16 protein-coding genes are annotated in these 19,374 nt (G+C 64.1%); 11 read left to right on the plus strand and 5 right to left on the minus strand.

Going from position 1 to position 19,374, the window contains the following annotated elements; translation table 11 throughout:
- Window positions 1–375 precede the first annotated feature (375 nt).
- Both H6718_05895 and H6718_05900 read left to right on the plus strand, forming a co-directional pair.
- Window positions 376–2,502, plus strand: coding sequence for a hypothetical protein (locus H6718_05895; protein MCB9584908.1), 2,127 nt, complete (start codon window positions 376–378; stop codon window positions 2,500–2,502).
- Window positions 2,503–2,723: 221 nt separating this feature from the next.
- Entirely contained in the window at window positions 2,724–3,599 is an 876-nt protein-coding gene (locus tag H6718_05900; protein ID MCB9584909.1) for a serine/threonine protein kinase, read from the plus strand.
- Here H6718_05900 and H6718_05905 read toward each other — a convergent pair.
- A complete protein-coding gene (locus H6718_05905; protein ID MCB9584910.1) occupies window positions 3,543–4,694 on the minus strand; it encodes a hypothetical protein in 1,152 nt (383 codons plus the stop codon). The genes H6718_05900 and H6718_05905 overlap by 57 nt on opposite strands.
- Here H6718_05905 and H6718_05910 point away from each other — a divergent pair.
- Together H6718_05910 and H6718_05915 are read left to right on the plus strand one after the other, a co-directional pair.
- Entirely contained in the window at window positions 4,693–5,607 is a 915-nt protein-coding gene (locus H6718_05910) for an FHA domain-containing protein (protein ID MCB9584911.1), read from the plus strand. The genes H6718_05905 and H6718_05910 overlap by 2 nt on opposite strands.
- A 46-nt stretch (window positions 5,608–5,653) precedes the next feature.
- Window positions 5,654–6,016: a hypothetical protein gene (locus tag H6718_05915; GenBank protein ID MCB9584912.1), complete on the plus strand. Its 363-nt coding sequence runs from the start codon at window positions 5,654–5,656 to the stop codon at window positions 6,014–6,016.
- 106 nt (window positions 6,017–6,122) lie between these two features.
- Here H6718_05915 and H6718_05920 read toward each other — a convergent pair whose 3' ends face one another.
- On the minus strand, window positions 6,123–7,172 hold the full coding sequence (locus H6718_05920) for a hypothetical protein (protein ID MCB9584913.1): 1,050 nt from the start codon (window positions 7,170–7,172) through the stop codon (window positions 6,123–6,125).
- 178 nt (window positions 7,173–7,350) lie between these two features.
- On the opposite strand from H6718_05920, the gene H6718_05925 reads away from it, so the two are divergent.
- The 6 genes from H6718_05925 (at window position 7,351) to H6718_05950 (ending at window position 13,686) form a co-directional block, all read left to right on the plus strand.
- Window positions 7,351–7,995, plus strand: coding sequence for a hypothetical protein (locus tag H6718_05925; GenBank protein ID MCB9584914.1), 645 nt, complete (start codon window positions 7,351–7,353; stop codon window positions 7,993–7,995).
- Between the two features lie 71 nt (window positions 7,996–8,066).
- Window positions 8,067–9,164 carry a tryptophan 2,3-dioxygenase gene (locus H6718_05930; GenBank protein MCB9584915.1) on the plus strand — a complete coding sequence of 366 codons (1,098 nt, stop codon included), beginning with the start codon at window positions 8,067–8,069 and terminating at the stop codon, window positions 9,162–9,164.
- A 593-nt stretch (window positions 9,165–9,757) separates the two neighbouring features.
- Window positions 9,758–10,534: a FadR family transcriptional regulator gene (locus tag H6718_05935; protein MCB9584916.1), complete on the plus strand. Its 777-nt coding sequence runs from the start codon at window positions 9,758–9,760 to the stop codon at window positions 10,532–10,534.
- Window positions 10,531–11,097 (plus strand): hypothetical protein, encoded by a 567-nt coding sequence (locus tag H6718_05940; protein ID MCB9584917.1) that lies wholly within the window; start codon window positions 10,531–10,533, stop codon window positions 11,095–11,097. The genes H6718_05935 and H6718_05940 overlap by 4 nt, the downstream gene beginning before the upstream one ends.
- An 11-nt stretch (window positions 11,098–11,108) precedes the next feature.
- Window positions 11,109–12,626 (plus strand): GMC family oxidoreductase N-terminal domain-containing protein, encoded by a 1,518-nt coding sequence (locus tag H6718_05945; GenBank protein ID MCB9584918.1) that lies wholly within the window; start codon window positions 11,109–11,111, stop codon window positions 12,624–12,626.
- Window positions 12,627–12,804: 178 nt separating this feature from the next.
- Window positions 12,805–13,686, plus strand: coding sequence for an NAD-dependent epimerase/dehydratase family protein (locus H6718_05950; protein ID MCB9584919.1), 882 nt, complete (start codon window positions 12,805–12,807; stop codon window positions 13,684–13,686).
- Window positions 13,687–13,758: 72 nt separating this feature from the next.
- Here H6718_05950 and H6718_05955 read toward each other — a convergent pair whose 3' ends face one another.
- Window positions 13,759–14,436, minus strand: a complete 678-nt coding sequence (locus H6718_05955) for a hypothetical protein (GenBank protein MCB9584920.1) — start codon at window positions 14,434–14,436, stop codon at window positions 13,759–13,761.
- A 529-nt stretch (window positions 14,437–14,965) separates the two neighbouring features.
- Here H6718_05955 and H6718_05960 point away from each other — a divergent pair.
- Complete coding sequence (locus tag H6718_05960; GenBank protein MCB9584921.1) at window positions 14,966–16,684, plus strand: ATP-dependent DNA helicase RecQ; 1,719 nt, start codon at window positions 14,966–14,968, stop codon at window positions 16,682–16,684.
- A gap of 74 nt (window positions 16,685–16,758) precedes the next feature.
- Here the strand turns inward: H6718_05960 and H6718_05965 are convergent, their stop codons facing one another.
- Window positions 16,759–17,736 (minus strand): DUF2236 domain-containing protein, encoded by a 978-nt coding sequence (locus tag H6718_05965; protein ID MCB9584922.1) that lies wholly within the window; start codon window positions 17,734–17,736, stop codon window positions 16,759–16,761.
- 345 nt (window positions 17,737–18,081) lie between these two features.
- A complete protein-coding gene (locus H6718_05970) occupies window positions 18,082–19,113 on the minus strand; it encodes an isocitrate/isopropylmalate dehydrogenase family protein (GenBank protein ID MCB9584923.1) in 1,032 nt (343 codons plus the stop codon).
- Window positions 19,114–19,374: the final 261 nt, after the last annotated feature.

Consider the following 19,374-nt stretch of genomic DNA (forward strand, 5'->3'; position numbering starts at 1 on the left):
CTTCCGCTCCAGAGCCGCTGCCCCAGGCTGCGCGTGGGCTCTGCCCCTCGGCCCTTCGCGGTTTCTCGGGGGAGAGGTGTCGCTGTGCCTGCGCTTCTGCGGCTCCCGTGGGTCGCTGTACAGTTGGCGCGGCACCGCCCCGCTTCCCTGTGGCAACTCCCGCAGGAGCGCAACCTAGAGCTAGCGTTCCAGCCCAAACCACGGCTCGTAGGCGTCCGACCCACTGCGTGAATGGGTCCCGCTCACGCCACGGTTTCCGCACGCCAAAGCTCACAGGCGCCATTCTGAGGCGAGCGCCTTCAGGAGACAACTTCGCCGCGCTGCGGCATCGCTTTGGCTCTGGCGCCGGTCATGCGTTCGATCTAAGGCAGAATGATGGGGAGCTTGAAGCAGGGGTCGGTTCGCCGCGCAACCACGCGCGGTCAGAGCCACGGTGTCGTTGGATTCTCAAGTCGCGCGCGGCTCGGGATGGTGAGCCTCGGGTTGTGTGCGGCGGTGGTGCTTCCACTGCAGCTCACAGGCTGCGGTTCGGATGAGTCGAGCGGCGGCTCCGCAGGGACCGGCGGCAGCGGAAACGCCGGCAGCGGCGGCGTGGGTGGCGTGACGCCCGAGGTTGCGTGGCCTCACGTCACCTGCGATGCCCTCGTAGACGACTACTGCCGCTACCCATTCCCAAGCAACGTCCACACCATCGACGACAGTTCGACGCCCACCGGCCGGCGCGTGAAGTTCGAAGGTGACTTCCTCCTCACCTCCTTCCAGGGCCCGGTGCTCAAGGGAGACCCTTGGGACAAGAGCGACGGCTTCTCACCCGGTGTAGCAGCCCTCACTTATATCCCCGGGGCAACGATGGAGGGTCTGCCGACGAGCGCATCCATCGATGCGTCGCTGAGCGCCGACTCACCAACCATCATCCTCGACGCTGAAACGGGCGAGCGCGTCCCCCACTGGGCCGAGATCGATCTCTCCAACAAGGTGGATAGTCACCGATCGCTGATGCTGCGACCCGCGGTGCGGCTGAAGGACGCCACTCGCTACATCGTGGCGCTCCGCAACATCAAGACGGCGGACGGCTCCGCGGAGCCTACGGCGGCGTTCAAGGCCCTGCGGGACAACACAGCTTTCGACGGCGATGAGTCCATCAATCAAAGGCGGGGGCTCTACGCTGACATCTTCAAGCGTCTAGCTGACGCAGGCATCCCGAAAGACGACCTGCTGCTGGCGTGGGACTACACGACCGCCAGCCGCGAGAACAACACCAGCTGGATGCTGAAGATGCGCGACGAAGCGCTCGCCCAAGCTGGGGACAGCGGCCCCGAGTACACCATCACGAGCGTTGAGCCGGACATCGACAGCGACATCGCCTTCCGCATCTTCGGCACGTTCAAGGCGCCACTGTACGTAGACGACCCAGCTCCCGGTTCCAACCTGCTGTTCGGCACTGACGGCCTACCCAAGATCAACGACACCACCCCGACGTACGACGTCGAGTTCGAGCTCCTGATCCCGAAGAGCGCGGAGACAGCGCCGGCGAAGCTCGTGGGGTACGGCCACGGCTTGCTCGGCGAGAAGGAGCAAATCGAGTCCGGTCATTTCCGCACGTTCATGAACGAGTACAATTACGCGTTCTTTGCGGTGGACCTAAAGGGCATGGCCGCCGACGACGAGGATCACATCGCGGAAGTGCTCGGCAGCGGCGAGATCGAGCGCATGTCGACCATGTTCGACCGCATGCACCAGGGTGTCCTCAATAACCTGCTGGCGATGCGCATGATGAAGAATGCGTTCTCCAAGGACGCAACGTACGGCAAGTACGTTGACCCCAACTCCCGCTACTACCACGGCATCAGCCAGGGCGGGATCTTCGGCGGGGTGTACATGGGCCTCACCACCGACGTGGAGCGCGGCGTGCTGGGCGTGCCGGGCATGTCCTACAACCTGCTCCTGAATCGCTCGGTTGACTTCCAACCATTCTACGCCGTGATGCGCGTCACCTATCCCGACAGTCGCGATCAACAGATCGCACTCTCACTCCTACAAATGCTCTGGGATCGCGTCGAACCCACCGGTTACGCGCCCTACATTCGCGAGAACATGCTGCCGGGTACCCCCGCTCACGAGGTGCTGCTGAGAGCCGCCGTGGGCGACCACCAGGTGAGCACCCTGGGTGCGGCAATCATGGCTCGCGCCATCGGCGCTCAGCGCATAGACACCGGCGTGAGGGACGTTTGGAACTTGCCAGCTGCGTCGGGCGCGACCAGCGGCTCGAGCTTCTTCGAATACGACTTCGGCTTGCCGGCGGAACCAATGTGCAACCGCCCCATGAGCCTTTGTGGAGATCCTCACGGAAAACTCCGCAAGCTCGACGAAGCTCGCCAGCAGCTAGACCTGTTCTTGCGTACTGGTGAGTCGAAGAACTTCTGTGCGGGCGGTGTGTGCAAGTTCGCCGATCAGTCCGAGTGCACCGGCAACGAAGACCAGGTTGACCTCTGCGCCGAATGAGAGACCTGCGCCGAATGAGAGACCTGCGCCGAATGAGAGACCTGCGCTGAATAGAGACCTGCGCTGAATAGAGACCTGCGCTGAATAGCCCAGAGCCCCCAGAATCCAGTGCCGTCCGGCCTCAAAAGCCGCATTGGCGCCGGGCGGGCGGTGATGGGCCTTGCCATCGGAGCAAGTTCGGTAAACAAACTAGGTTGCCCCAATCTTCGGGCGGCCAGTCCATGAACTCGGAAGCAAAAGCTCAGGCCCGTGTCGGCTCCGTCGTAGACGGTCGCTATCAGCTCACGCGCCTGCTCGGTTCCGGCGCCTCTGGAGCCGTCTACGACGCGACCCACCGCTACACGGATCGACGGGTCGCGCTGAAGCTCTTGCACGAGGAGCTGAACGATTCCCGGGAACACGTCGGACGCTTCCTGCGGGAGGTGCGCGCCATGAGCGCGCTCACTCATCCCGGCGTCGCGGCGATTCTCGACGCTGGTCGCACCGAAGACGACGTGCCCTATCTGGTGACCGAGTTTCTCGAGGGCTCCGATATGGCGGAGCTCATGGACGATGGGCCACTAGCGCATGCCGAGGTGGTTGATATCGGAGTCCAGTTGCTGGACGCGTTGGCAGCGGCTCATGCGCTGAACATCGTGCATCGCGACGTGAAGCCGGACAACGTATTTTTGGTTCCGCGCGGCACGCAAACACCTCAAGTCAAGCTGCTCGACTTTGGCGTCGCCAAGCGTCTCAACACCAACTCGAGCGTGCATCTGACCGCCGCGGGCACCACCGTCGGCACGCCGCACTACATGAGCCCGGAGCAGGCGCGGGGCGACGCTGTCGACCATCGGTCGGATCTGTGGTCAGTCGGCGCGCTGCTCTTTCACGCGTTGAGCGGCGAGCCACCCTACGACGACCCGCGGACACACCGCCTGTTGGTGCGCATCGCCACGGAGGCGCCGCCGTGCCTCGGCGCGCTCTGTCCAAACGTTCCGATCGAGTTGATCAAGATCGTCGACAAAGCCCTGGAGACCGACGTGGAGCAGCGCTGGCAGTCAGCTGCGGAGATGGCCAATGCCTTGGCGCTGTCCGGCTACACCAGCTACCACTGACTCCACAAAAGCACGCGAAGCCAGCGCCGGGCGCATTACCCCGCGGATCATAGCTCGCGCGTCTTGACTCCCCTCGAGTTCAGCGCGCTCCAACCAACTCCAAAGCTGCGGTATGAGCCGCGCCTCAGGTCGGGCGGCAACCAGCCACTGGAGCGCCCGCCAGCCGAACAGGGAATGTCCAAGCTCTTCATCGGCGAGCGCCTGCATCTCCTCACGGAACTCAAGCGCCACCTCATGGGTACGGCTAGCCGCCTCGAGAGCAGCCAGGCCCTCCCCCAAGGCGGCGTCAATCAAGAGCTCACGCGCCAGACGCGTGACCCGCTCGTCGTGCGTCTCTCGCGAAAGGTCGAGGGGAATTGGCATCGCCCCCAGGCAGCCCGTCTGCCCTGAACTGGCCGCCAGCCGAAGTGCCAAGGCGGCGTGGCCGAGCTCTTCCCGTGCGGCAACAGAGGCTTGCCGCAGCAAGTACCGCGGCGCGCCCAGCACCATCAGGTCCAACCCGAGTCTCACGAAGCTCGCAGACGAAGCGTGCTCATGGCGCGCACTCGCGAGCCAATCGACCTCCCTGGCGGTCGCTCGCGAAGTCACACCGGAGGTCCTGAGATCCGGCAACAGGAGCGCGCCCCGCCAGCGCAACGGGCGCCCCTCGTAGATCATTGGGTAGTCGCGCCGGTAGCAACACGCTTCGAGGTCACCCTCCGCGCGCGCTCTGGCCGTCAGCGTCTCGTCGAAACGCAAATCGTCATCGTTGCTCAGCTGCGGTGGACGCGGCGTCTTCAGTCCGTCGTAGACGGCGGCTGACATGCGGTTGATGCGCTGAGGGCAGCCGTCGAACCGCGGATTCGAGAAGCCTTGAGGTACCTTGCGGGTTGGCGTGCAACCCGCCCCAGCTTCGGTCGGCTGCCACTCCGGGGAGTAGCCGTGAGTCCGCTTGGGCAACCGGCCGTCGTTGGTCGCGGAAGCCCCCTTCGAATCGCTGTCGGGTTCCGCTGGCTGGTCCACGCGAATCGTCGTGGGTTGCGTGGCAGGTGCCGAGTGACACGCTGTCGCTCCCAGCGCCAACAACACGCGTGCGAGAAGCTGCGAGCGATGCATGCCAACAGTATGCACGATCCACCCGGGGGGTGATGGCCGGACCCCTCCCGAATTCTTGACACTGGAGCCCGCTTCTCGCAGCTTGACGTGGGGAGAGGGCATGTCGACGGGCACGCAAAGCTATTGGCTTCTCGGCCACAATCGGGAGATCGCGTTGGGCGCGCACCCGACCATCGTTGGCCGCGACATCGGCTGCGACTTCGTGGTCGAGGACGATCCGCTGGTCTCCCGGCGTCACGCCTGTTTCTCGATCTCAGGAGGCGTCCCAAGCGTGGAGGACCTCGGTAGTCGAAACGGGGTGTATGTGGATGGCATCCGCATAGAAGCTCTGCGGAAACTCGAAGGCCGTGAAACCGTGCAAGTCGGTGGCATGCAGCTCAGGATCGAGGTGAGGAAGGCCGCCTGGAGCAGCGAAACCACACGGCAATCCCCCACACGCAAGTCATCCGAAACCGCGGAAACGCTTTCACGCGACGATGAGACTGGGCGCGCGAACGTATTCACGCTGCTCGGCGGAGTCGCAGAGAAGGCGCTGAAGCTAGGCAATTCGGCGGAGGCCGTGCGGGTGCTGCGACCACCGCTCGACATGGTCCTGGAAGAAGCCACGCACCGCGGACAACTCGACTTGGAGACGCGTGATATGGCCCTCCAGTTTGCCTGTCGGTTGGCGGAGGCCACGCAGCGGAGTGAATGGCTAGACTACGTATTCAAGCTACAAACCGCACTGAAAGCCCCGCCTCCCGCGAGCACCGTCGATGAACTGTATCGACTGGCACGCCGTGTCCGCATGAACGATCTCGAAACCCTGCGGCAACTCGTCGCGACCCTTGAAGCTCGACGCGCGCGCTTCGGGGCGAGTGAAAAGTTCCTGGTCTCTCGCCTTGAGGGCCTCATCCGAATCCTCCAGGGCTAGCGCTGCTGGTTGAACCAGCCTCCGGAAGATGCGATACCCGCATGCCATGAGCCGGGGAGCCGAGATCACACCGCCTCGCATCAGCGTGCCGAGCCTGCGCCGTAGCGGAACACGTGAGCTGCGCGGTGACGTGGGGGGATACGACGATCTCTTGGAGCCACGAGACACGGTTCCCGATGGACTCGAACCGTTCGAGGCTCAAGAGGATTGGGGAGAAAAGGCGGGGGACACCATTCCCGCACCGATGTCAGGCAGCCCTGACACCCAGCCCAACCCAAGCATTCCCAAAGCACCCAGCGTGCCCAACGTGTCGAGCTTTAGCGACTTGAACCAAGAGCTCGCTGCTACCGCCACTGGACAGCGTGTGCTCGGGAACGTGCTCCCTTCACGGCCGCGCGGAAAAGGCTGAGCCGCGCCGCTCCGTCTCTGCAAGTGCCGCGGCCCGTCTCCTCAAGGAAACGGGCCGTTCGCAATTTTGGGGTCTGCAGCTTGGCGTCGTGCTGCGCGCAAGCAGCCTAATCAACCAGGGCGCAGGAGTCGGGCCACCCCGTTAGGTCGAGGGTCGAGGCTTGCCCCACCTCATGCGCCTTGAAGAACTCGACAACGCGCGCCGCGCTGATCTGCGGGTGAGGCTGGTGACCATTGGTGTGCGCGCAGTCGAGCACCTCACGTCCGTTGGCACGCAGGAAGGGACGCGCGTCCTGGGCTGACGCCTCGAAATTGATCACTTGTGTGCCACCGCTTCCGAAGACGTCGTTGGCACCGCCGTGGCTGAGCAACACAGCACCCCCATCCGCGCTGTTCAAATCATTCCACTTCAGGGTGACCGGGAGCCCTAGCAGGTTCACACCGTCGACCTCCGGTTGGTCATTGAACCACGCGCCGCTAAAAGCCACGACGGCCGGCACGTACTGAGGGTAGCGGCTGTGCAGCATGTTCGCGGTGAGCGCACCAGCGCTGAAGCCGACCTGATAGATGCGTCCCAGGTTCACGTCTAGGTCTTGCTCGAGACAACCCACAACCTCTTCGAAGAGAGCCGCCTCGCGGTTCGCGTCACCGGGGGCGCTCTCGAACAAATCCCAGTCCAAGCCACGAGGAGTCGCGAACGGGGTCAACCCCGTGTCATCGGGGGTGATCACGACCAGGGGGAAGTCTGGGTCCGCGTCCGGGTTCGGTGCAAAGAACTTCTGCATGTTCTCGGCGCTGTCTCCGTAGCCGTGCCAGTTGAACACCACCGCCACGGGGACGGCTGGCGAGGCAGGTAGTGCCGCGTGGAAACGACGTGCCATGCCGCCCACCATGAAGCCTTCGTTCCAACCCGATGCGACGCTGCCCGCTGAGCAACTAAACGCGTTGCTTCCGCCTCCAGACCCAGCGTCTCCGCCGGTGCCGCCTGTTGCGCCCCCGCTGCCACCGACCGAACCGCCGCTGCCGCCAGTCGTCGCCCCCGCCGAGCCGCCGTTGGCTCCGCTGCCGCCGTTGCCGTTGCTTCCGCCGTCGTCGGATGACCCACAGCCAACAACCACAGCGCTTACTGCCACCAAGCCAATCAGGAATGCTCGCATGTCGGATTGCTTAGCTGCGGAGCTGCGTGTCACCAAGGCCACAAACGCATACCCCTGGAATCCACCTCCATCTGGTGACGCCGCCCGGTGCAACAGGGCCCCGGCAGTTTCACGCACGACGGAGTAATCCACACACGTTGCCCTGTGAGTGTCGGGGACCGCGCCCTATAACCGGAGGGTGAACTTCTTCGGTCACCTGGCCGTCGCCACTTGGTATTCGCAGGACGCGGCTCACCACTTGGGCGCCATGCTTCCCGATCTCGCAACGATGCTTGGGACCACAGCGCCCACCGCGGAGGGCGGCAGCATCGCAGCAGGCATCGAGCTGCATCATCGGACGGACGCCGTGTTTCACGGTTGCGAGCACTTTCGCGAGCTCAATTCGCAGGCCTTCGCGACTCTGGAGCGACAAGGTGTTCCGCGCGGAGCAGCGCGCGCAGTGGCCCACATCGGGACGGAAATCTTGCTCGACGGGGTACTCGCGGAGCACAGCGCAACGCGGACCGCGTTCCAAGCCGCGCTGGAACACGGGACCACCCGAGAGCGGGAGCTCGGCCTCGATTGGAGGCGGCCACCGCCAGAAGGTCGCTTGGCCCAGCTCTGCAGGGTGATCGCCGAGCGGGATATCCTCAAAGACAGCCAGCTCCCTGAGCGCGTCGCCTATCGTCTCGACCGCATCCTCGGACACCGGCCACGCCTGCGCATCCCTGCGTCTCACCTGCCCTTGGTGGAAGCCTGGGCAGAGCAAGCCAGAGAAGAAGTGCGGGCGCGCGCGGACGGCTTGCTCACCCAGATCGCTCAAGGCCTCGCAGAAGTCCAGTAATATACTGCAGCTCGCGCTCCGCCGAACTGCAGCATTGAGCGCTCCTCGGCGTCCCACTACGGTTCCACCAGATGGCGACGAACAACTACTGGGACTACCTCAAGCTAGACCAAATGCTGGCGTTGCAGGGCGGCATCGAGGGCGACGAGAGCGCGCTCATGCCCGATGAGCTGCACTTCATCATCGTCCACCAGGCGTTCGAGTTGTGGTTCAAGCTCAGCCTCCGAGAGCTTCGCCTCGCGCGCGATCACCTCGCGGAACCGCGTGTCCCCGAGGAAAAGATCCCCTACGTGGTCCATCACCTGCGCCGGGTAACCACGATCCTCGAGCTGGCGGTCGATCAGTTCAAGGTGATGGAGACGCTCACTCCTCAGGACTTTCTCGCCTTCCGCGACAAGCTGATCCCTGCCAGCGGCTTCCAGAGCTTTCAGATGCGAGAGCTCGAAATCTTACTCGGCCTCGAGGACTCCGCACGCTTGAACTACGGCGGAACGGATCCCCTCGCCCACATCCAAAAGCTCGCAGTGGACTCACCGGCGGGAAAGCTCGCGTGGCAGCGAATCACCGACGCCCGCAACGAGACCTCGCTCAAAGGCGCCCTGGAAGAGTGGCTCTATCGCACGCCGGTGCAAGGCTCCAGCCCGGACGATCCGCAGGACGAAGAGACCGTGGATCGTTTCCTTGAGGAATACTTTCAGCAGATGCAGCAGCTGAACCTCAGCAAGAAGCAGCGCATGTTGGAGGCCCTGGGCAAGATCACCGACGGCATCGAGCGACAGTTCGCGGACGGCGAGAGCTACGCACGACGCTTTCTCTTCGCCGAAGATGTGCCGGAAGCCGATCGCGCCCGGGCGAAGCGTGTGCGCGCCGGCGTGCTGTTCGTCGAATCCTATCGCGAGCTGCCGCTGCTCGCCTGGCCCCGCTTGCTCCTCGATACGGTGGTCGAGGCCGAAGAGCAGCTGGTCATCTGGCGGTCGCGTCACGCGCGCATGGTCGAACGCATCATCGGCCGTCGCATCGGCACCGGCGGGTCTAGCGGTGTGGACTACCTGGACAGCACGGCGCGCTACCGCATCTTCACCGACTTGTGGGCGGTGCGCACCATCCTGCTGCCCAAGGACGCGCTCCCAGAGCTACGTCAGTCGGAAGCCTACGGCTTCGCACGCTAGCTACGCCAAGACTCACCCGGCAATCATTTCCGCGGGGTATCAGGGGGTAGCTCCGCACGCGCTTGCTGTCGCGGTCCAGCAGCTGGCTTCCCCTGATTTGGGGGTGAGGTGCGCCGTCCGTCGCCTCACCCGACGCCCCGCTCCGGGAGCGTAATGCTTTGCGCAGTCCGCGAGCGGAGGTGGTGCACGCTTGGGTCTCCGAAGAGCGGTGAGGGACGTGGGCGCCCTTGCTTTTCGCGCCTCTCAGGCGGCAAATTTGTGCATAATTTCTTATATTTATGAGCGGACCCACCGGTCGCATGCGTATTTTGATTCACACCCCTTGATCTCGTGGTTGAACCAGTCATACTGGTTCAACCAATTGAGCCGAAGTCGCTCTGGGCGACCTACGGCGCCCGAGATCAATGACCGCTCTGGCCCAAATCCCGTCCGCCGCTGAAGCCGCAAGAGCAGCCCCGCGAGCTGCAAAAGCGGCGCTTTTGCGCGTTCGATCGGACGCGCCGGGGCAGCGCTCGGCGGGCACGGTCGAAGCGATGCGCAACGGTGGGCTGAACCGCGAGTCAATCCTCGCCGTTTTGCCTAGAGTCACGCCCATGGAAGAGCAGAACCAGAGCTCCAACATCGCGGACTCAATCTTTCGCGAGCTACGTCGCCAGATCTTGGTGGGCGAGCTCGCCGCTGGCGAGCGCTTGCAGGGCGAGCGTGACCTGGCGACCACCTACGGCACCAACCGCAACACGCTCCGGGAAGCCGTTCGCAAGCTCGAGCAGGCGCGGCTCGTGACGGTCCGCCATGGCCAGGGCGTCACGATCAGCGACTACAAGAAGACCGGTACGATGGAGCTGCTATCCCCGATGCTGGAGGCGGGCGGCTCCTTGATCGAGGTCGTGCATATCCTCGAGGATATTCTGCCGGCTCGTGAACAGGTGCTCGAGTTCGCGACGCGGCTCGCGGTGCGCCGCGCCGACAGCAGCGACATCGATCGCCTCACCGGTATCACGGAGCTGCTGATCACCGCGTTCGAGACCAAAGACGGCGCACTGGTTGGCAAAGGCTTTCACCGTTGGCTCGAGGCGCTGATCGACGCAGGCCACTCAACGGCCATCCGCTGGATCTCCAATCCATTCCTTGAAGCCTACCGGGACATCCTTGGACGCTACCCGGCTCTGTGGGTGCTCGAGTCGAGCTTTCCGAATTACCTCCGGGAAACGTTGAGCGCCCTGGCAGATGGCGACGAAGACCGCGCCATCGCAGCGAGCCGAGAGTACTACCAGCGCGTCGACCGTGAGTTCGTCGTGCTGCTCAAGACCGTCATCAAGCCGAATCTGACGGCCACCCCACCCCCACCCCCACCAGACGAGGAGCCATGACCCCCACGCCGAGCAAGCAGTCTTTGCCTGAACCCAAGCGCAAGCTACCTATGGCGTCACTGACGCCAGCGCTTGCTCGGCACCCCCAGGATGGTTGGACCTTCGCGGATCCATACCCGATGAGCGAGCGCTACGTGCGCATGTTCCACGCCATCATCACCATCCTCTGCCCGCCTCCGCCTGCTCCCCTCACGGAGGACATGGTCACGCGCATCGAACGTCACGTGCGTGGGTTCATGATGTACATGCATCCCCTCACAGGACGCGGGCTCTGGCTCTCGTTCATCCTGCTCGACTGGGCCCCGCGCTTCCTCTTCATGAGCACCAAGCGCTTGAGCCAGATGGAGCGCAGCCAAGCGGATCGGGTCATCAACCGCTTCACCACGTCGCGCTGGATGCCGGTGCGTCTGTTAGTGGTCGGGATCCGTGGCTCGGTGCTGAGCGCCTACTTCGACACCGACGAAGTCCACCAGCGCCTCAAGTACAAGCCGATTGCCTTCATGAAGGAGCGCATCGAGCTTCGCCACGATCTGATGTCGGAGACCGCCCTAGCGGCGCAGTGAGGAGCAGCCCCATGACCGTCCTCGCTCACGAAGACTACGCGAAAGATCAATCGTTCGAAGCCGACGTCGTGGTCGTTGGCACAGGCGCCGGTGGCGCCGCCGCAGGAGCCGCCCTGGCCGAGGCGGGCCACTACGTGTTGTTCGTCGAGGAGGGCAGCTATCACCCCACCTCCTCGTTCAACCCCTACACGACCCAGAGCGTGCCTCGACTCTACCGCGACGCGAGCGCGACGATGATCGTGGGACGTACTCCAATCCCGTACGTCGAAGGTCGTTGCGTTGGTGGGAGCACCGTCATCAACGGCGGGATGGCGTATCGCCCGCCGGAGCGCGTGCTCGCTGAGTGGGAGCGCATCACCGGCTCTACCGACATGGGCGTAGCGGGCCTCGACGAAGTCTTCGGCGAGGTCGAGGAGACCATCAGCGCGAACTATCAGTCCGATCTTTCCGTCGGCGAAGACAGTCGGCTGATGGAAGCCGGCGCGAAGAAGATGGGCTGGCACTACACCACGAACCGCCGCAATCAGAGCGCGTGCGTCGGTGCCAACAACTGCGCGCTTGGGTGCCCCACTGGCGCCAAGCAGTCCACGCTCGTCAGCTACTTACCGCGAGCGTTTGCGAAGGGCGCCGATTGCCTCACCGAGGTCCGAGTCGAGCAGCTGTGGATTGAAGGCGGACGCTGCGTGGGCATCATCGGCAAGTCGATCAATCCGCAAACCCGCAAAGCGGATCGCAAAGTCCGCGTGCGCGCGAAGGCGGTGATCGTCTCTTGTGGGGCCGTGCAGACTCCGCTCTTGTTGCAGAAGCACAAGCTCGCACGGCAGAGTGGGCAGCTCGGCAAGAACTTCCTCTGCCACCCCAACGCCAAGGTGCTCGCCGTCTATCCACAACAAGTGGACGGCTACAAGGGCGTCAGCCAGAACACGCAGATCCGCGAGTTCCACGAGGACGGGCTGCTGTTTGCGGAGAACTTCGTTGCCCCGGGGATCTTGGCAGCGTACCTGCCCTTCCACGGCTCCCGCGCCTGGGAGTTGATGAGCCGCTACGAGAACATGGTCATCAGCGGCGTGCTGGTCGAGGATTCCACCTCTGGAAGCGTCAGCCGCACGATGCTCGGGATGCCCCTCGTCCGCTACGACCTGACGAAGCTAGATCACGATCGCTTCAAGCGTGGCGTGAAACTCCTCGCGTCGATGCACTTCGAGATGGGCGCGGAGATGGTCGTGCTCCCGTTCACCAATCAGCACATCGCCTACACACGTGACGAGCTAGACAAGATCGACGAACTACAGACCGACGTGAACACGCTGGAGCTCTTTACCGTGCACTTGATGGGCACCGCGCGCATGGGCTCGAACCCGGCGTCCTCGGTCGTCAACCTGAACGGCGAAGTGTGGGACCTACCAGGCTGCTACGTGGCCGACGCGAGCCTGTTCCCCACGGCCATCGGCGTGAATCCCCAGGTCACCATCATGGCGCTGGCGACGCGCATCGGACGGCGTCTCGAGTTGAGCGCGCGCGCCGCCTGACGGCCGGCGCAACCTCACAGAACACGCAAGAGAGCCCCCCAACCCTGCGGACCAAAGTCAGGGCACGCGACCTTAGACCGCAGAGTTGGAGGGCTTTCTCGTCACTGAGTCATAGTAACTCAGACCTGAGTTACTATTCAGCAAGGCGGCCGACTTGGCAAGCAAAAAAGCAACCCCTATGACTCGCAGGGTGGAGCTCTTGGTCGTTGGAATGGGCTATTGCGGCGGAGCGCTGGCCGAGCAGGCGTTGCAAGCGCAGCACTCTGTATGGGGCGTGCGCCGGGGAGCGACGTTTCCGCGAGGCGTACGTGGCTTGTCTTTGGACCTGGGAGGCCCCGAGGCGGACCTCTCCCCCCTACCCAGCAAGCCGGACTGCGTGGTGTATGCCGTCGGTGCCGATGCCCACGATAGCGCAAGCTATGAACGCGCCTACGTGACGGGATTGCAGCGCGTCATCGGGCACTATCGAGCCGCCTGCCAGGCCGGGCAGACGCGTTTGCTGTTCACCTCGTCGACCGCGGTTTATGCGGAGAGCGCTGGGTGGCTGGACGAATCGAGCCCCGCCAACGCAGACACCTTCAGTGCTCAAGTGCTACGCCGCGCGGAACTGATGACCCAAGAGGTTGGAGGCAGTGTGTTGCGCCTGGGAGGGATCTACGGACCAGACCGCGCCTCGCTGATTGGCCGCATCCAGCGCGGCGAGATCAGCGCAGAGAGTGCGCCGACGCGCTTCACCAATCGCATTCACCGCGATGACGTCGCCGGCGCGCTGCTCCACCTCTGCGAGCTGCCGCGGGTTCAGCCGTTGTATGTGGGTGTGGACGAAGATCCAGCGCCTCTGGCGGACGTGGTACGCTGGTTGGAGACGCAACTCTCGATGCGCGGACAGCTCCGCGCGGAGCCAACCGCCCCACCGGTTGCGGCGAGTCGAGCGCGGCGAGTCGCGAGCAAGCGCTGTAGTTCCCAGCTGTTGCGGGCCGAAGGCTACAGCTTTCGCTTCCCTACATTTCGCGAGGGCTACGCGGCTTTGCTCCCATCCAGCTCAACCGATGGGGCTTGAACTAGGCTGAGCAGCTGAGCAGGACTATTCAGCTGCTCACTGTTTTTTCGTTCACATCCGCCGGACCCGATGCTAAGTGCATTGAGATCCCAGGCTCGTACGCGGGCCTGTGACCCGAGCACGAAAGAGCTGGTTTCGAGGTGATTCGCGATGGCGAGTCGCCCGGTTCCACGTTCCCAAAACCAGATCCAGACGCATCCCGTGGGCTGACAGGTGTTCAGCTTCAAGGGGATGGTTGGCGGCGCTGGCCGCATCGCGGGACTTCATGGCGCGACAAGCACCCAAAGCAGCCAAAACTCCGGGCGGAAAAGCCCGCGGAACCAAACCGACAATCCGCACGGCAAAGGGCAAGGCAAAGCCAGCTGCGAAAGCAAAGGCAAAGCCCGTCGCGAAGACGAAGGCGGCGGCCAAGGCGAAAGCAAAGGCAAAGCCCGTCGCGAAGACGAAGGCGGCGGCCAAGGCGAAAGCAAAGGCAAAGCCCGTCGCAAAGGCAAAGGCAAAGGCCGTCGCAAAGGCAAAGGCAAAGCCCGTCGCAAAGGCAAAGGCGGCGGCCAAAGCAAAGGCAAAGCCCGTCGCGAAGACGAAGGCGGCGGCCAAGGCGAAGGCAAAACCAGCCTCGAAGGCGAGCGCGCCAACCAAGGCAAGGGCCAAGCCCAGCGCCAGCGCGAAGCCCGCGACGAACGCGAAGCGGCCCGCTACGCGAGAGAAGGCGCTACCCAAGGTAAAAGCGAAGGCTGTTGTCAGCGCCAAGGCCAAGACCAAGCAACCGTCGCTAGCGCGGGTAGCCAAACCGAAGGCGGGCAAGCGTCAGACCGCGGTCGGCGGTGAAGCCAAAAGCAAACTCAAGGGCAGGCTGAAGCCAGCCGCTTCAAAGAGCACCAAGTCTAGGTCGGTCAAGCGCGCGCCTGTGGTCACCAACGCGAGCCGCGTCAGCCGGGTGCTCAAGGCAAAGCCCGCAGCAGGGGTGCGCGTCGCCGCTCGCGTGGCAAGCGCCCCTAAACGTGCACCGCAGCAGCAGCCGGCGGAGGCACCGCAAAGGCAGGCGCTACCCGAGGAACTACCCAAAGCACCCCGGGGTTTCCCCGAGGAATCGCCCGGCGCTCTCACGGAGCGGCCGGCACCGGCTGAGGTCTCGCTGGACGGCGCGACGCAGGAGTCCGCGGCTCTCACAGCAGGGGGCCGTCCGTTACCCGTGGGCGTGATCCGCCGGCGCTCTGAGGAACCGCGCGGGCTGGTTGTCTCTCGCAGCGGTGGTCAGCGACACGCTGGCGGAGCGCCCATGAGCCTGCTCGGGCGCCATGAGAGTAGCTTCGAAATCAAGAGCTTCGATCCTCCCGGAACCGCACGCGTAGGCTTCTCCCCAGCGCAACTCTGGCCCCACGCGGAGCGCGCGGCTGAGCGCCTGGGGCGCACACTCACTGGAGAGCAGCGGCGCCTGGTGCGTGCTGCCATCGACGGACGGGATGCATTGGCGCTGCTACCAGCCGGCTCGGGACAATCCACGGCGTTCCTGGTCGCAGCGCAGCTCCTGGAGCAACCAACGCTCGTCATCCATCCCCTGCCTTCCTGGCTGAAGTCGCAACAAGAGCAGCTCACCTCTCGGGGCGTTCCGTGCGTACGCGTAGACGCCGGAGTCTCGGGGGAGGAGCGCAGGCGAGCGCTCGAGCGGATCCGCTACTCGCGGAGCTTGGTCGTGTTGTCGACACCTGGCGCTCTGCAACGAGCAGAGGTGTGTCGAGCGCTTGGGCAGAGCGGCGTGGCGCTCGCAGTGCTGACGGACGCGCAACTCTTCAGCGAGTTTTCCCCAGAGTTCGGACCCAGCAGTGCCAGCCTCGACGAATTGCTAGAGAAGCTCGGGAGTCCCGTGGCCATGGTCTTCTCCGCGGTAGGCAGCGCCGCTCTACGTGCGGACCTGTTGGACGGCTTGAGGCTACGGGAGCCGACCCTGTTCGAGGCGCCGCTCGTGCGCTCGAACCTGAGCTTGGCGGCGCACTATGTCGATGCGGGCGAACGCCAGCGCTTGCTGATCAGTGAGCTGAATCGGTTGCCTCGGCCTGGAGTGGTGATCTGCCCTGGTCCCCGAGAAGTGGAAGCGGTTCACCGCGCTTTGGGGGCGCTTGGGGTTGCGAGCTATCGCTACCACCGGGAGCTGAGCGCTGGTGCCCGCGCGGCGGAGCAGCTGCATTTCGCAACGACCAACAAGCCTTCGGTGCTAGTCGCGGAGAGCGCTTTCACGGGACTGGAGTCCATCGCTAGTGAGTCGGGCGAATTGCCTCGGGGATACGGCAAGGGGATCTGCCGTATGGACCTGCGGTCGGTGCTCCACTTCCGCGCACCGCACTCACTCGAGCAGTACCTGCGCGATCTCGCGTTGGCGGGCCGCAACGGTCAGCCAGCGCAGGCCGTCGTGCTGGCTAGCCCGAGCGACTTCGCAGAAGGCACGTCGGCGAACGGGCATGAAGCCGTTCGCGTCGACTTGACGGCCTTGAACGTCGCGATCGAGGTGCTCGCAGGGCAAGGAGATACACCTCTCCCCCGATCCCAAATCGAGGAGTTGGCGAACGTGCCGCCAAAGGAGCTGCGGCGCGCACTGGACGCTCTGGTTGACGCTGGTCTGGCGCTGCGCGCCGGCGATTGGTATCGCGTTACCCTCGCAGCTGATGAGTTCGGAGCTCGCGCTGAGTTCCTACTCGAGCAGCTAGAGGTCGTGAGCGAACACGACGTGCTGAGGCGGGGGCAGGTGCAGGCGTACGTCGCAGACCCTGAGCCGACCTGCCTCGTCACCCGCATGAACAGACTGCTTTCACTACCCGCGGCGGCCCCATGCGGAAGTTGCTCCGCATGCAAACTTGCTGGTGTAGAGCGGCCGAAGGGCTCCGAGGCTCCGCCGCGCAGGCCCGCGCCGAGGCGCTTCAGCGTGGAAGTCGAGCACCAGCGCAAGACGGTTTCGGTACCAGCAAACGCTGAGTTGGACTTCGAACAGACCTCCGCCGGCTGACGCTGACCCTCGCAGCTGCAGAGATCGGCTAGGGCGCCCGCAACGCGTGCGTTTCCGCGGCGCCCGGGTTCCCGCTAGGCGTTCGCGGGTCGCCGCGGCCTACGCTTCGCTGGCGCCCTGCGCAGGGGAACCATCACGAGACGCTCCAAGAGCTGACCAACTCGATCCGGTCCCTGCTTGCCTGCGAGGCGCCGGCGCGCCTCAACGTAGGCAGGCAGGTAGCGCAAGCGCGCAGGCAGGCGCGGATAGCTCAGCTTGAGCCCGGAAACAGATGCGCGGAACCAACGTTGATCGGCGGTGGTCCAGGGCAGGTCGTATTCGTCCCGCAAGCGCTCAGGCATCAGCCCAGCGGTCATGGTCTCGAGCCAGCGAAACAGCGGACCGTATGCAGGCTTGGGTGTCGCAAACAGGAAACGCCTGAGTTCGAGCGCGGGCTTACCGACTTTGAGCGTGTCGGAGTCCCACATCGCACGGTTGTAGGCAGCGAAGCCGTCCCAGTCACGAGGCATCACGCGGTCCGGGATCCCAAACAGGTAAGCGAAGCGCCGAGTCTCCTGGTAGTAGCGGTCCTTTTCCTCGTAGCTCAGGGGCCGCAGGATCAACTCATAGACCTGCACCGCGGTCTCAATCAGCGTCGCGTGGACCCAGAACAACGCCTCCTCGTCATTCGCGAGGTAGCTACTTCCCGCAGGGAAACGCCCGACGTGCTCCTGAATCAGGCCGGTGATCTTGGTGTGGATGTTGTGGACCCGCCGAGCGGACTTGATGGCGCTCTCCAGGTCGCCAAACACCATCGCGAACACGTTGTCGAAGGTGCGTTGAAAACGCCCTAGCGGGTCCGTGCGGGTCGCCGAGTGTTGGTCGACTCCATGGGCAACGTAGGGATGGGCCGTCTGCAGCAACGCTGCGCGTCCGCCGCCGAGGAACAGAATGGCTTCTTTGCTGATCTTCCAGCTCTGGCTCTGGGGTCCGTAGATCCCAACTCGAGGGTCTTCCACCTCGGCTTCGAGCCTCGAGATGGTGGCTTCGAGATCTGCGCGACTGACGACCATGCTGCCCTCCCGTGCGCTACGCGCACCTGTTTGATCGTCCGCTGCCGGCGCAGCTCACGCAAGCGCCCACTCAGGACTGCATCAAAACTCCACACGGGAGGCCTCCCGTTCCTTGTACGGCCGCGCACATGGAGCGCGATTCCAGGCGGCAAAAAAAAGAGCCCGGTGGAAGACCACCGGGCTGACTTCTTCGTCGGCGCTGTCTCTCTGGCGCCTCGCGTGCGCGCGGCGCTGTCTCTTTGGCGCCTCGCGTGCGCGCGGCGCTGTCTCTTCGGCGCCTCGCGTGCGCGCGGCGCTGTCTGTTGCGCGCCTCGCGTGCGGCGCGGCGCAGGCTCCTGAGCCAAGCTAGGACTGCATGCGCTCGATGATGGCCTGCACGAAACCTTCGGTATTCAGCTCACCACCCAGGTCACGCGTCTTCTGTCCGTCTTCCAGCGCTTGGTTGTAAGCGCCCTTGATGCGCTCGGCAGCCTTCGCACAGTTTTCGTCACGTCGCGTATCCGCGAGGCGATTGAGCATCATCGCGCCGCTCATGATCAGTGCGAGCGGATTGGCGACGCCCTTACCAGCGATGTCCGGCGCCGAACCGTGGACGGCCTCGAAGACTGCATCCTCGTCACCGATGTTCGCTCCGGGAGTCACTCCCAGACCGCCTACCAAGCCGGCGCACAGGTCGCTCACGATGTCGCCGTAAAGATTCTCACAGAGGATGATGTCGAACTGCGTTGGATCCTGGACCAGCTTCATCTCCGCAGCGTCGATGATCACCTCTTCGTATTTGATGTTGGGGTAATCCTCTTCGTGCACCTTGCGAGCTTCATCGATGAACATGCCATCGGAGAGCTTCATGATGTTCGCCTTGTGGAAGACGGAGATCTTCTCGCGCTGGCGGTGCGTGGCGTACTTGAAGGTCCAGTGAGCAATGCGATGGCAAGCGACGCGCGTCGCGACCTTGAGGGAAGCAACGACGCCATCGGTGATCAGGTTCTCGATGCCTGAGTAGAGGCCCTCGGTGTTCTCGCGCACGATGATCAAGTCGACGTCTTCAAACCGCGTCTTCACCCCCGGCAAGCTGCGCACCGGGCGCACAGCGGCGTACAGGTTCAGCTTCTTGCGCAGCGCGACGTTGACAGAGCTGAACCCGGAGCCGATGGGCGTCGTGCACGGTCCCTTGAGCGCGATGTGGTGTTCGCGGATCGCGTCCACCGTATCCGCGGGGAGAAGGTCTTCTTTTCCGCGCTCGAGCGCCGCCACTCCCGCGTAGCGGGTGATGAACTTCACGGGCGCTTCAGCGGCCTCGAACACCTTCTTCACGGCGTCGCTGACTTCGGGCCCAATCCCGTCTCCAGGAATCAAAACTGCTGTGTGAGTCGTCATGGTTCTCCTGTTGCGTATCGCGTCGCACACGTCCGGCGATGTAGGTGTGTTCTGCGCGCAGCCGAGGCCGGTTCTAGGAAACGGAGGGCGAGCGTTCAACCGTTCCGGGCCCTGGGTGGAATCAAATCGGATTCTCCGCACTGCCCGCGGCGCGCCTCACTGCCGAAACACAGAATGGCCTCGACGTGACGCAGCGCATGCACCAGGTTTCGCGAGGCTCTCTCCCCCCGAGGCTTTGGTTTTGACAGCTCCCAGCTCCAG

This window comes from Polyangiaceae bacterium, from assembly GCA_020633205.1.
GTDB lineage: Bacteria > Myxococcota_A > Polyangia > Polyangiales > Polyangiaceae > JAHBVY01.